Source organism: Microbacterium sp. Leaf320, from assembly GCF_001423485.1.
Lineage (GTDB): Bacteria > Actinomycetota > Actinomycetes > Actinomycetales > Microbacteriaceae > Microbacterium.
Map to the genome: position 1 here is coordinate 410,196 of NZ_LMOD01000001.1, position 13,178 is coordinate 423,373.

The following is a 13,178-nucleotide window of genomic DNA, read 5'->3' on the forward strand; positions in this document are numbered from 1 at the left end:
CATCCGCGCGACGAGGCGCTCGACCCACGGCTCCGCCGCCGAGATGCGGAGGGTGCCCTCGATCCCGATCTGCAGGGTGTCTCCGTCGCGCCAGAGCAACGGCACGGCGGGATCCAGGCGAGTGGTGATCTGAGGAGTCAGCGGAGACATCCCTCGATTCTGCGGACTCCGCAGCTTCCCATGGGGCCGTCACCGGCATCCGTGGACAAATCGTCGGGTGTCCCGCTCATCGACGGGAGACCGGCGAGCAGAACACCGTCGATCACCCGTCGATCACGCGTCGATCACACCGTCGATCACACCGTCGATCACACCGGGCGATCGCCGCCCGGACCGTCGTCGCCGTCGCGATCCCGGGCGTCGTCATCCGGGGTATCGGTTCCTGCGGAGTCGTCCGCCTCGTCGGGCTTCTCGCCCGAGAAGTCGTCGCCGTCGAGCAGACGGGCGAGTGCTTCGTCGAACTCGTCGGCGACGGGCTGCTCACCACGCGCCGTCGCCTGGAGTCGCGCGACGAGCTTCGAGGGGTCGTCGATGTCGTCGGCCGTCGGCATGAGGTCGGGATAGTCCCAGAGCGCATCGCGTCCGGCGATGCCCACGGCGTCGGTGACCGCCTGCCACATGGCCGAGGCCTCGCGGAGGCGGCGAGGCCGCAGCTTCAGGCCGACGAGCGCACCGAGCGCATCCTCCGCGGGTCCGCCCACCGCGCGACGGCGACGCGCCGCCTCGGCGATCCGGGCGCCGTCGGGAAGGCGGGATGTCGCCTGCGCGGTGACCACGTCGACCCACCCGTCGATCGTCGCGACGAGGTTCTCCAGACGTGCCAGCGCCTCGCGCTGAGCGTCCGTCTGAGTGGGGAGCAGGGCTCCGCCTTCGATCGCCGCTCGGAGCTCCTCGGGGTTCGAGGGGTCGAGGCGGCTGGCGACGTCCTCGAGGGCATCGACGTCGACAGTGACTCCGCGCGCGAAGTCGGTGATCTGCGCCATGACGTGCAGGTGCAGCCACTTGGCGTGGCGATACAGGCGTGCGTATGCGAGCTCGCGGGTCGCGAGATACAGCGTGATCTGGTCTTCGGGGATCTCGAGCCCCTCGCCGAAGGCGGTGAGGTTCTGCGGGATCACGGCCGCGGTACCGGCGGGGAGCACCGGGATGCCGACGTCGCCGCCCGACACGACCTCGAGCGAGAGGTTGCCGAGCACCTGGCCGAACTGCGCGGCGAACACCGATCCGCCGAGTCCGCGCATGAGCTTTCCTGCCCCCTGCACGACCTCGCGCATGTCTTCGGGCACCTGGGTGTCGAGCGCGCTGGTGAGCGCGTCGGCGATGCTCGTCGACACGGGGTCGGCGATCTCCTTCCACACCGGCAGGGTCGCTTCGACCCATTCGCCCCTGGTCATCGCTCGGGGAGCCTCGGCGAGCTCGGAGATCGTCGTCGCCTCACCGAGCCAGAGGTCGGCGAGTGCGAAGGAGTCGACGAGCGACGTGCGCGAGCCGTCGGTGATCCCGAGCCCGTCGCGGTTCGCGATGTGCAGCGCCTGACGGAGCGCGTTCTCCCACGCGTCGCCGCCGAAGGCGCCCTGGAGCTGCGACATGATCGTCTGCATCATCGCCGGGTCCAGCTGGATGCCCTCCATGCCCGCGAACGCGTTCTGCAGCGCCTCGGGGTCGATGTCGCCGGCGCCCTGGCCGGACATCATTCGTCGGAGGAACTCCTGGAAGTCCTCGGGGGTCGGGTCGTTGTCTGACATGTCGCTCGCCTCTCAGCACGCCTAAAGCCGTGGCATCTACGCTAGTCACAGGATCGGCCGCGAGACCCCGAAGCGGGCAGATCGCTGTACGCCGCCCGCGAACGACGGAGGAACACTGTGGATCGAACACGGTCTGTGAAGCTCGGACTCGGTGTCTGGGCGCTGATCGTCGCCTTGATCGCGCTCGTCGTGCTGACCTTCCTTCCGACGCCGTATGTCATCCAGCGGCCCGGTCCCGTGTACGACACTCTCGGCACCGCTGCGGGCGCCGACGGCGAACAGGTGCCGCTCATCCAGATCGAGGGCGCCGAGACCTTCGAGACCGCGGGCACGCTCGACCTCACGACCGTCCAGGTCGTCGGCAACCGCGAGCGCACGCCGAGCTGGTTCGAGCTGGCCCTCGCATGGACGGACTCCTCCCGCGCCGTCGTACCGCTCGATTCCGTCTTCCCCGAGGGTGTCACCACCGAGCAGCGGGACGAGCGCAATGCGACCCTGATGGTCGATTCTCAGCACGAGGCGACCGCGGCGGCACTGAACGAACTCGGTTATGACACGGGCGCCGAGGTGGCTGTGGTCGACGTCGTCGACGGCGCACCGGCCGAGGGCAGCCTCGAGCCCGAGGACGTCATCACCGCGATCGACGGCACGGCGGTGGCGTCGGCGAAGCAGCTGCGACAGGCGATCCAGGATGCCGGGGGAGCCCCTGTCGCGCTCACGGTGCAGCGCGGAGGCGAGGAGACGGTCGTCGAGGTGACCCCGGAGAAGCAGGTCGACGGAGACGTCACCACGTGGTTGATCGGTGTCACCCTGCGCACCGACTACGACTTCGAGATCGATGTCACCCTCCAACTCGACAACGTCGGCGGACCCAGCGCCGGGATGATGTTCGCGCTCGGGATCATCGACACCCTCACCGAGGGCGAGCTCAACGGCGGTGAGAACGTCGCGGGCACGGGCACGATCGAGGCCGACGGCACGGTCGGGCCGATCGGCGGCATCCGCCAGAAGCTCTACGGTGCCCGTGATGCGGGAGCCGACTACTTCCTCGCACCCCGCACGAACTGCGACGAGGTCACCGGTCACGTGCCGGACGGTCTCACCGTGATCAGCACCTCGACTCTGGAGGAATCGCTCGATGCACTCGAGGTGATCGCGAACGGCGGCGACGTGGGATTGCTCCCGACGTGCGACGTCGTGACCTCCCCGTGATAGGTATGACAGCCGCAGCACAGTAAGGCGTGCCTAGGATGGGAGGGTGACCTCGACTTCTGCACCGAACCCGGCCACTCCCCGAACCTCGCGAAGAATCTTCGGTATCTCGTTGGCGATCATCGCCGCGCTGATCGCCGTCTTCTTCGTCTTCGCGTCGCTCTACACCGAATTCCTCTGGTTCGACCAGGTGGGCTTCGCGGGAGTTCTCACCACCCAATGGTTCGCCACGGCGGTGATGTTCGTCGTCGGATTCCTCGGCATGGCCGTACCGCTGTTCGTCGCCATCCAGCTCGCGTACCGACTGCGTCCCGTCTACGTGCGGCTCAGCTCGCAGCTCGACCGGTATCAGGAGGTCATCGAGCCGCTGCGCCGCCTCGCGATGTGGGGCATGCCGATCTTCTTCGGCCTGTTCGCCGGCTTCTCGGCCGCGAGCCAGTGGAAGACCGTGTGGCTCTGGGCCAACGGCGTCGCCACCGACACGACCGACCCGCAGTTCGGCGTGGACACGGGCTTCTACATGTTCGCGATGCCGTTCTACTCGATCCTGCTGGCCTTCGTGTCGGCCGTCCTGCTGCTCACGCTCATCGTGACGGCGCTCGTGTCGTACCTCTACGGCTCGGTCCGGATCGGCCAGGGCGAGCTGCGCATATCGAAGCCGGCTCGCATCCAGCTCGCGATCATCGCCGGCCTCTATCTGCTGGTGCAGGCCGCGAGTCTGTGGCTCGACCGCTACAAGACCCTCGTCGCCCAGGACGACCGCATCGTCGGCCCCGCGTACACCGGTGTCAATGCGACCATCCCCGGCCTCGCGATCCTGACGATCATCGCCGCGATCGTGGCGATCCTCTTCTTCGTCACGGCCGTGATCGGCCGCTGGCGCTTCCCCCTCGCCGCGACCGCACTGCTGATCGTCGCCTCGCTCGTGATCGGCGTCGGCTTCCCGTGGGCCGTGACCACCTTCCAGGTGCGCCCGAACCAGAACGCCTATCAGGCGGAGTTCTATCAGCGGAACATCGACGGCACGAAAGAGGCGTACGGGGTCGCCGATCTCGAGACGACGCCCTTCGAGGCCGAGACCGACGCCGAGGCGGGGCAGCTGCGTGAGGATGCCGAGACCACGGCATCCATCCGCATCGTGGACCCGAACGTGATCAGCCCGGCCGTACGTCAGCTCGAGCAGTACCGCGGGTACTACCAGTTCCAGGAGAAGCTCGACGTCGACCGCTACGAGATCGACGGGGAGATGCAGGACACGGTCGTGTCCGTCCGCGACCTCGACATGAACGGCGTCGACGTCACGAACTGGAACAACCGCGCCGCGGTCTACACCCACGGCTACGGACTCGTGGCGGCCGCCGGCAACCAGCGCACCAGCGACGGCGAGCCGGTGTTCCTCGAACGAGGCATCCCTTCGTCGGGATTCCTCACCGATCAGGAGAACTTCGAGCCTCGCGTGTACTTCGGTGAGAACTCTCCCGAGTACTCGATCGTCGGCGCTCCCGAGGGAACCGATCCCGTCGAGATCGACTACCCGCGAGGCAAGGACGGCGCGAGCGAGACGAAGACGACGTTCGAGGGTGATGGCGGGCCGCAGATCGGCAACACCTTCACCAAGCTCCTGTACGCGCTGAAGTTCCAGTCGGAGCAGATCCTCTTCTCGAACCTCGTGAACGACGACTCGCAGATCCTGTACGACCGCGATCCCAAGACGCGCGTGCAGAAGGTCGCACCGTACCTCGAACTCGACAGCGACCCGTACCCGAGCGTCGTGGACGGCAAGATCGTCTGGATCATCGACGGGTACACGACGAGTTCCACGTACCCGTACTCGACGAACGTGAGCCTGTCGGACGCGATCGCCGATTCGAACCTCCCGTCGCCGACCATCGCGATCGACGAGATCAACTACATCCGCAACTCGGTCAAGGCCACCGTCGACGCCTACGACGGTTCGGTCACCCTGTACGCGTGGGATGACCAGGATCCGGTGCTGCAGACGTGGCAGAACATCTACCCGTCGACGTTGAAGTCCGTCAGCGACATGTCGGCAGACCTGATGAGTCACGTCCGCTACCCGACCGATCTGTTCAAGGTGCAGCGCGACGTCCTCGGCACGTATCACATCGACACCGCCGGTTCGTTCGCTCAGCAGGACAACCGCTGGCAGACGCCGAACGATCCGCGCAGCGACTCGGTCCTGCAGCCGCCGTACTACCTGACGATGCAGATGCCGGGGCAGGAGTCGCCGCGGTTCTCGATGTTCTCGACGTTCATCCCGTCCGCACAGGGCGGCAGCAACCGTGACGTCCTGATGGGGTATCTGGCCGTCGACTCGGACGCAGGATCCGAGGCCGGAGTGAAGGCCGAGGGATACGGGCAGCTGCGAATGCTCGAGATCGATACCGATACGACGGTGCCCGGCCCCGGACAGGTGCAGAACACCTACAACTCGGACACGGCCGTGGTACCGCAGCTCAACCTGCTGCAGCAGGGTGAGTCCGAGGTGCTGTACGGAAACCTGCTCACTCTGCCCGTCGGCGGCGGTCTGCTCTATGTGCAGCCGGTCTACGTGCAGTCGTCCGAGGGAACCAAGCTGCCTCGTCTGCAGAAGGTCCTCGTGGCCTTCGGCGACAAGGTCGCGTTCGAGGACACCCTGACCGCGGCGCTCGACACCCTGTTCGGCGGCGACGCCGGTGCGACGGGTGGAGACGACCAGGTCGAGCCCACCGAGCCCGACCCGGAGACCGGTGAGGTGCCGACCGAGCCGACCACGCCGACCGACGCCGAGGCCGAAGCGCTCGCCGCGGCGCAGCAGGCGCTCACCGACCGTGAGGCCGCTCTGAAGGAGGGCGACCTGACGAAGTTCGCCGAGGCGGACAAGCGGCTCACCGACGCGGTGAACACGCTCCTCGGGCTGGAGAGCTCGTCGGGGGAGTGATCCCGCAGTGACATCGTCGAATGGGCGCCCGAGAGGGCGTCCATTCGCGTTTCCGGGGCTTCTCGCCGAGGGGGTGCACGCTCTCGCGTTCCACGCAACCCCCGCGCCGTAAGCGTCGAGTCTGTCTAGCGTCGTGAGCAGAGGCGATCTCGCGTCTCCCGATCGAAGGGGAGCAGATGGGCACCATCACTCGCATAGTGTTCGACGACGAGGAGTTCGTGCTCACCGGCGAGCAGGATCTGGTCGATCTCATGGGGAAGATCGAGACCGCTGCCCGCACACGGCCCACCTTCGTCGGCTTCTCCGCCCGCATCGGCATGATGAGCGTCCTGGTCTGCGCCGCTACGCGGGTGAAGGTCACGGTGGAACCGCGCCAGGAGTGGGACGACCGGCCGCTCGTGCCTGCGGATCCGTCACTCGAGTGGGACTGCTGACTCTCGCCGAGGAAAGCGAAAGGCCCTCTGACCTGGATTTCTCCGAGTCAGAGGGCCTTTCATTTGTTGCGGGGACAGGATTTGAACCTGCGACCTCCGGGTTATGAGCCCGGCGAGCTACCGAACTGCTCCACCCCGCGGCACAAGAAGAAACTTATCACGGATTCTGGGGGCGCGCGAATCGAGGCCGGGAACGGTGCCTCGTCCGACGCGATGCGGGAGGATGGGGGCATGACAGAGACCTCTGCCGCCGTGCCCGTCGCCGTCTGCCAGTTCGCGCCGTCGGCCTCGCGTGGGGACAACCGCGAGCGCATCGCGCAGCTGACGGCGGATGCGGCCGCGCGGGGCGCCACGCTGATCGTGTTCCCCGAATACTCGAGTTACTTCGTGGATCCGATGGATGCGACCCTCGCGCAGAACGCCGAGACGCTGGACGGCGAGTTCGTGTCGACGCTGACGGCACTCGCCGCCGACTACGGCGTCGTGATCGTGGCGGGGCTCGCAGAGCGCGCCTCCGACTCGACGCATGTGCGCAACACCGTCGTGGCGGTGCGCGGCGATGGGATCCTCGCGACGTATCGCAAGCAGCATCTGTACGACGCGTTCGGTCAGACCGAGTCCGACTGGGTCGAGGCGGGGGAGACCGGCATCGCGGCCACTTTCGAGATCGCCGGCATCCGGTTCGGTCTGATGACCTGCTACGACCTGCGGTTCCCCGAGGTCTCGCGCACGCTCATCGATGCCGGCGCGGACGCCCTCGTCGTGCCTGCCGAATGGGTGCGCGGCCCACTCAAGGAGCACCACTGGACGACGCTTCTCGCCGCACGAGCGATCGAGAACACCTCCTACGTGATCGCCGCCGACCACCCGACGCCGGTCGGGGTCGGGCACTCGCAGATCGTGGACCCTCAGGGCGTCGTGCTGGCAGGGGTCGGAACGGCGGAGGGCATCGCCGTCGCCGCCGTCGAGCGTGCGGCGATCGATCGGGTCCGCGCGGTCAATCCGTCGTTGCGTGTGCGCCGGTACTCGGTCGCCCCGCGCTGATCCGGCCGGTGCGCGGCTCAGCGCGGCCGGCGCGGCTCAGCGGCCGCTCAGAAGCTCGAGGCGAGGCGTGAGGCCGCCTCTTCGAGCACGGTCACCTGCTTGCACGCGGCGAAGCGCACGAGACCCGCATAATCACCCTTCCGGTCCTCGGAGACGAAGGCCGTGAGCGGGATCGCCACGACTCCGGCCCGCTCAGGGAGATCGCGACAGAACTGTGCCGCATCCACTCCTCCGAGGGCCGACGCATCGGCCACGGTGAAGTAGCCGCCCTGCGGCGGATGCACTGTGAAGCCGGCGGCTCGGAGGCCAGATCCCAGGATCTCGTGTTTCGCCGCCAGCGCCGTGGCTGCCCCGGTGAAGTAGTCGTCGGAGAGGCGCAGCCCCACCGCGATCGCCGGCTGGAACGGCGAGCCGTTCACGTACGTCAGATACTGCTTCACCGTGAGCACGGCGGTGATGAGGTCTGCGGGGCCGTGCACCCAGCCGATCTTCCAGCCGGTCGCCGAGAAGGTCTTACCCGCGGACGAGATCGTCAGCGTGCGCTCGGCGCCCCCGGGGAGCGTGGCCACGGGCGTGTGGGGGGCGTGGAAGGCGAGGTGCTCGTAGACCTCGTCCGTGACGATGATGGCGTCGTGCAGTTCGGCGAGACGGACCACCTCGGTGAGCACCGCAGGGGCGAAGACCGCCCCGGTCGGATTGTGCGGATCGTTGATCAGGATGATCCTGGTGCGATCCGTGACGGCCGCGGCGAGCTGATCGAGGTCCGGCTGGAAGTCGGGGGCGCGCAGCGGCACGGTGCGCAGCCGAGCTCCGGCGAGGGCGACCGCCGCCGCGTAGGAGTCGTAGTAGGGCTCGAACACGACGACCTCGTCGTCCGGGCCGTCGATCAGAGCGAGCAGCGTCGCCGTCAGCGCCTCGGTGGCGCCGGCGGTCACGATCACCTCACGAGCCGGATCCACCTCGAGTCCGTAGAAGCGCCGCTGGTGCTCGCTGATCGCCGCCAGCAGATCCGGGATGCCTCGCCCCGGCGGATACTGGTTGGCCCCGCGGGCGATGGCCTCACGAGCGGCGTCGAGCACCTCGGAGGGGCCGTCCTCATCGGGGAAACCCTGGCCGAGATTGATCGCTCCGGTACGGGCCGCGGCAGCGGACATCTCTGCGAAGATGGTGGGCGCGACGCTTCCGTCGGGTGCGAGCAGACCGGCTCCCGCTGCTGTGCGCCGCCATGCGCCTGGGATGACACTCATGAAGAACAGGCTAAGGGCATAGGCGAAACTCATCTTCGCCATACGAAACGCACAGATACACGCGCCATTCTGAAGGAGCGTCGTTGAAGGAGCACACACCATGAACGAAGACAACACCCAGGACAACTCGGTACCCGCGTCGAACGACGCGGTGCCGTCCACCGAGGCAGCAGAGGTCGTCGACCGTTCGACGACGGATGCCGCCGCTGAGACCCCCGGCACCGCGGCCGCGTCAGTTCCGAACCAGGGACACGAGGTTCCGCAGACGTTCGCGTCGACGCCCGCGCCGCACCAGGGCGCGCCGATCGCGACCGGCACGCCGGAGGCGCCCGTCGTATCGCAGGCGCCGGCCGCCGCAGGCCCGCAGATTCCTGCGCCGGTGTTCGAGGCCCCCGCGGCCCACGTGTCGCCGGCCGCACAGACGGTTCCGCAGCCGTACTTCGGTGCTCCCGGCCAGCAGGCACCCGGCCAGCAGGCGCCCATCCACCCGGGTGCGCCCACCGCCACAGCACCCGGAGCGGCGTTCGGCATCCACACCGCTCAGCCGGACCAGCCCGTCGACGGCGTGACCAAGGTCAAGGGCCAGAAGCCTCGCGCCGGCGTCAAGTTCGCCGCGATCGTGGTCGCGGCAGCTCTGGTCGGCGGTGTCGCCGGCTTCGGCGGAGGAGCGCTCCTCAACGGCATCTCGAACCAGAACTCGACAGGTGTCGCCCAGGGCCCCGACACGGTCACGGTGAACAACCCCGGCTCGGTCAACGAGACCACCGCGGTCGCGACCGCGGCGCTGCCGTCGGTCGTCACGATCGAGGTGGCGGGTTCGGACCAGGCCGGCAGCGGCTCCGGTGTCATCATCAGCGACGACGGCTACGTGCTCACGAACACGCACGTCGTGACCCTCGGCGGGGCCGTCGCCGACCCGACGATCCGCGTCACGACCTCGGACGGACGCATCTTCACGGCGACCGTCGTGGGCACGGACCCGATCTACGATCTCGCGGTCATCAAGCTCGAGGGCGCGTCGGATCTGAGCCCCATCGACTTCGCCGATTCGTCGAAGCTCAACGTCGGCGACACCGCCGTGGCGCTCGGTGCTCCGCTCGGACTGTCGAACTCGGTCACGACGGGCATCGTCAGCGCGCTCAACCGCAGCATCCAGATCGCGTCGTCCGCCCTTCCCGACTCGTCGTCCGAGGACGCCCCGCAGGAGGAGCAGACGCCGGAAGACGGGCAGAGCGAGGGACCGTTCCAGTTCGACCTGCCTGGCAACACCTCGCAGCAGAGTTCGGAATCCATCTCGATCGCCGTGATCCAGACGGACGCGGCGATCAACCACGGCAACTCCGGCGGTGCCCTCGTGAACAGCAAGGGCGAGCTGATCGGCATCAACGTGGCGATCGCCAGCTCGGGCAGTTCGGAGGAGTCCGGCTCCATCGGCATCGGCTTCGCGATCCCGGCGAACATCGCCCAGCGCGTCTCGGAGGAGATCATCGCCGGTGGTGTGGCGAGCCACGGTCTGCTGGGTGCATCGGTCCGCGACGCGGCCTCGGTCGAGAACGCCGAGGTCGCGGGTGCGTACATCGCCGATGTCACCGACGGTGGCGCCGCCGCAGCCGGCGGTCTCAAGGCCGACGACATCGTCACCGCCTTCAACGGCGTGCCGATCACGAGCGCCAGCGACCTGACGGCTCAGGTTCGTGCTGCCGCCGCCGGCAGCGAGGCGAAGGTCACCTACATCCGCGGTGGCAAGGAGTACGAGATCGATGTGACGCTCGGAGAGCTCGCGGGCTGACCCTCGGCACCCCGCTCCCAGAGAAGGACGCCACCCCGCGATAGGCTCGCGGGGTGGCGTCCTTCTCTTTCGGCTCCGGCAATGCGGCCAAGCTGCTTCGGATCCCTCTCTACCTCGCCGGACGCGTCGGCACGTTCCTCGTACCTCGGGGCAGCCGCTGGGTCTTCGGCTGCGGTGCGGGCGTAGGCGACGGTGCATTGGCGCTGCAGCGTCACGCTGCGGCAGAGGGCCACAAGACGCTGTGGCTGACCTCGTCGGACCGAGAGGACCGCGACGCCGCAGCTGTGGGCCTCCGGACCATTCGCAAGGGTGGTCTGCGCGGCTGGTGGGCCACGGCCCGCGCAGGCGTCGTCGTCGTGACCCACGGTCTCGGTGACGTGAATCGCTATGCGATCTCCGGCGCCTTCGTCGTGCAGCTGTGGCACGGCATCCCGCTCAAGCGGATCGGGCTCGACTCCCCGGCCACGACCCAGGTTCCCGATGTCCCAGGGGCGTCGGTGCTCCGACGTCTGATCGGCATCCTGTATCGCCGTGCCGCTCAGCGGATACGGGTGCTGCCTGCGGCCTCGCACCGCTCCAGGGGGCGACTGGAGTCCGCATTCGCGCTCGGCGATGCGCGCGTCGTCGTCACCGGAGAGCCCCGCGTCGACGTCCTGTCCGCGGGTGAACCGAACGAGCGGCGAGCCACCGCGTCCGCGCTGCTGAGGCGCGTGCTGGACGATCTGCCGCCCGGTTCGCGGACGATCCTGTACGCCCCGACCTGGCGTGACGGCGCGGTCGACCCTGCGGTTCCGGATGCCGCGCAGTGGGTGCAGATCATCCGTGTGCTGGAAGAGCACGACGCGGTGCTGCTGGTGCGCTCTCACCCCCTCGGTGAGGGTGGCTACGCGCCATCGTTGCCGAGCAGACGGGTGCGGATGCTCGGGGCGGGCCTCCTGCCCGACGTCACGCCGGTGCTCCCGGCGATCGATGTCCTGATCACTGACTACTCCTCGCTCGCCTATGACGTGGGGCTTCTCGGAATGCCCGTGCTCTTCCTGGCGCCCGACGCCGAGCAGTACGCCCGCACGCGGGGCTTCTACGGTCGATTCCAGGACGTGGCCGGAGATGACGCCGCGAAGGACTGGGATTCCCTTCTCGTGCAGCTGTCCGCGCTGTTGGACGATGACGGCGTGTTCGCCGCGAAATCGCAGCATTCCGCTACGCTCAGCGCGGAGATGCACGCGTTCCGCGACGGACGCAACACCCGGCGCGTGTACGAGACGATCCGTGCGCGAGGCATCCCCGCGCCGAAGGGAGCAGCATGACGACGGCCCGCATCGATGAGGCGGCAGAGACGCTGATCATCGCAGGGGCAGGTCGCCGTCCCTCGGCGGCGGAGCTGATCGGGCCGCGGGCTCGTGTCGACGCCCGCATCACCGGTGGGGGCAAGACCTGGAAGGCCACCTTCCCGCTGGGCGCATCGCGATGGGGCGGCCCCGAGCTGCCTCTTCCGGCGGGCGACTACGAGATCCGCATCCCCGATGCCGATCTCGACGGCCTGCGTGTCGGTACCGAGGTGCTGACCGGTGTCCGTGTGGCCGTGGACGGTGCGACGGCGCGGATCGGCGCACCGGTCGACCCCGCTTACGAGTCGCCCGAAGGGCAGGCCACGCTCGAGGGGCGCTACCTCGCGCACCAGGGCGCCACCGAGAACGCGGTCTTCTTCGAGAGCTTCTACGGGCGCAGCGTCGGTTGCAACCCCCAGGCGATCGACCGGGCGCTCTCGGTGCAGGCACCCGACGTCGTCCGCTACTGGAGTGTCGTAGACCTGTCCGTGGCGATCCCGGAAGGCGCGATCGCCGTCGTCGAGGGGAGCCCCGAGTGGTGGCGCGCCCGCGCGGCTTCACGACTGCTGATCGTGAACGACTGGCTGCGGCGTCGGTTCGCGCGCAAACCCGGGCAGCGGGTGCTGCAGACGTGGCACGGAACGCCGCTCAAGCGCCTGGCGCTGCATCGACCCGGATTCGATCCTCGTCGTATGGCCGCCGTCGTCAAGGAGTCCCGTCGCTGGGACGTTCTGCTCGCGCAGAACACCTACTCCGAGCGCATCCTCCGAAAGGCATACGCGTTCCTCGGACGGCCGGTCTGGGTCGAGGGGTATCCGCGCAACGATGCGCTGGTGACAGGGGATCCTGCGGCGATCCGCGCTGCCCTCGGCATCGCGGAGGGCGAGCGCGTGCTGCTGTACGCGCCGACGTGGCGCGACGACCGCACGGAGATGGTCGACTTCATCGACCCCGAAGAGCTCGCCAGGAAGACCGACTCCGTGGTGCTCGTGCGGGGGCACTCGCGCACGATCGACACCGGCCGTGACCGCGCCGGCGCGCGGGTGATCGACGTCACCGGATATCCCGAGACCTCGCAGCTGCTCCTGGCTGCGGACGCCCTGATCACCGACTACTCGTCTGTCATGTTCGACTTCAGCGTCACGGGCAAGCCGATGTACTTCCTCGTCCCCGACCTCGATCACTACCGCGGGAAGCTCCGCGGGTTCTACTTCGATCTCGAGACGCGCGCACCGGGACCCCTGGTGCACACGCAGGACGAACTCGTCGCCGCCCTGGCCGACCGCGGGCACGAGAGTGCCTTCGCGGAGCGCTACGCCGCGTGGAAGGCCCAGTTCAACGCCAGGGACGACGGTCATGCGGCCGAGAGGGTCGTCGCGCGCATCCTCGACCAGGGGTACATCACCCGCTGACCGGTCCGGCACGGCCGACGGCCCGG

At 68.3% G+C, this 13,178-nt stretch carries 9 protein-coding genes and 1 tRNA gene; 7 read left to right on the top strand and 3 right to left on the bottom strand.

Translation table 11 applies throughout. The annotated features are described in order from the left end of the window. Positions 1-308: 308 nt before the first annotated feature. On the bottom strand, positions 309-1,745 hold the full coding sequence (locus tag ASF63_RS01940; protein ID WP_056508870.1) for a zinc-dependent metalloprotease: 1,437 nt from the start codon (positions 1,743-1,745) through the stop codon (positions 309-311). 117 nt (positions 1,746-1,862) lie between these two features. Between ASF63_RS01940 and ASF63_RS01945 the strand changes: the two genes are divergently transcribed. The 3 genes from ASF63_RS01945 (at position 1,863) to ASF63_RS01955 (ending at position 6,332) form a co-directional block, all read left to right on the top strand. Next, entirely contained in the window at positions 1,863-2,957 is a 1,095-nt protein-coding gene (locus ASF63_RS01945) for a PDZ domain-containing protein (RefSeq protein WP_082477778.1), read from the top strand. A gap of 46 nt (positions 2,958-3,003) precedes the next feature. Continuing rightward, positions 3,004-5,898 carry a UPF0182 family protein gene (locus tag ASF63_RS01950; RefSeq protein ID WP_056508880.1) on the top strand — a complete coding sequence of 965 codons (2,895 nt, stop codon included), beginning with the start codon at positions 3,004-3,006 and terminating at the stop codon, positions 5,896-5,898. A gap of 176 nt (positions 5,899-6,074) precedes the next feature. Next, positions 6,075-6,332 (top strand): hypothetical protein, encoded by a 258-nt coding sequence (locus ASF63_RS01955; protein ID WP_056508885.1) that lies wholly within the window; start codon positions 6,075-6,077, stop codon positions 6,330-6,332. A gap of 66 nt (positions 6,333-6,398) precedes the next feature. Here the strand turns inward: ASF63_RS01955 and ASF63_RS01960 are convergent. After that, positions 6,399-6,472, bottom strand: a tRNA-Met gene (locus tag ASF63_RS01960). Between the two features lie 91 nt (positions 6,473-6,563). Between ASF63_RS01960 and ASF63_RS01965 the strand changes: the two genes are divergently transcribed. Beyond that, a complete protein-coding gene (locus ASF63_RS01965; RefSeq protein ID WP_056508888.1) occupies positions 6,564-7,376 on the top strand; it encodes a carbon-nitrogen hydrolase family protein in 813 nt (270 codons plus the stop codon). A gap of 47 nt (positions 7,377-7,423) precedes the next feature. Here ASF63_RS01965 and ASF63_RS01970 read toward each other — a convergent pair whose 3' ends face one another. Then, positions 7,424-8,623 carry an aminotransferase class I/II-fold pyridoxal phosphate-dependent enzyme gene (locus tag ASF63_RS01970; protein WP_056508891.1) on the bottom strand — a complete coding sequence of 400 codons (1,200 nt, stop codon included), beginning with the start codon at positions 8,621-8,623 and terminating at the stop codon, positions 7,424-7,426. A gap of 100 nt (positions 8,624-8,723) precedes the next feature. Here ASF63_RS01970 and ASF63_RS01975 point away from each other — a divergent pair, with 100 nt between their 5' ends. The 3 genes from ASF63_RS01975 to ASF63_RS01985 are packed head-to-tail and all read left to right on the top strand — an operon-like array spanning position 8,724 to position 13,152. After that, positions 8,724-10,412, top strand: a complete 1,689-nt coding sequence (locus ASF63_RS01975) for a S1C family serine protease (protein ID WP_056508895.1) — start codon at positions 8,724-8,726, stop codon at positions 10,410-10,412. A gap of 53 nt (positions 10,413-10,465) precedes the next feature. Continuing rightward, positions 10,466-11,719, top strand: coding sequence for a CDP-glycerol glycerophosphotransferase family protein (locus ASF63_RS01980; protein ID WP_056508899.1), 1,254 nt, complete (start codon positions 10,466-10,468; stop codon positions 11,717-11,719). Beyond that, positions 11,716-13,152 carry a CDP-glycerol glycerophosphotransferase family protein gene (locus ASF63_RS01985; RefSeq protein WP_056508906.1) on the top strand — a complete coding sequence of 479 codons (1,437 nt, stop codon included), beginning with the start codon at positions 11,716-11,718 and terminating at the stop codon, positions 13,150-13,152. Before ASF63_RS01980 ends, ASF63_RS01985 begins: the two co-directional genes overlap by 4 nt. The last annotated feature ends 26 nt before the right edge of the window (positions 13,153-13,178 follow it).

Bases quoted from the DNA above. Each gene is read 5' to 3' on its own strand.
- ASF63_RS01940 (WP_056508870.1), bottom strand. From the start codon at position 1,745: ATGTCAGACAACGACCCGACCCCCGAGGACTTCCAGGAGTTCCTCCGA.
- ASF63_RS01955 (WP_056508885.1), top strand. From the start codon at position 6,075: ATGGGCACCATCACTCGCATAGTGTTCGACGACGAGGAGTTCGTGCTC.
- ASF63_RS01965 (WP_056508888.1), top strand. From the start codon at position 6,564: ATGACAGAGACCTCTGCCGCCGTGCCCGTCGCCGTCTGCCAGTTCGCG.
- ASF63_RS01970 (WP_056508891.1), bottom strand. From the start codon at position 8,623: ATGAGTGTCATCCCAGGCGCATGGCGGCGCACAGCAGCGGGAGCCGGT.
- ASF63_RS01975 (WP_056508895.1), top strand. From the start codon at position 8,724: ATGAACGAAGACAACACCCAGGACAACTCGGTACCCGCGTCGAACGAC.
- ASF63_RS01985 (WP_056508906.1), top strand. From the start codon at position 11,716: ATGACGACGGCCCGCATCGATGAGGCGGCAGAGACGCTGATCATCGCA.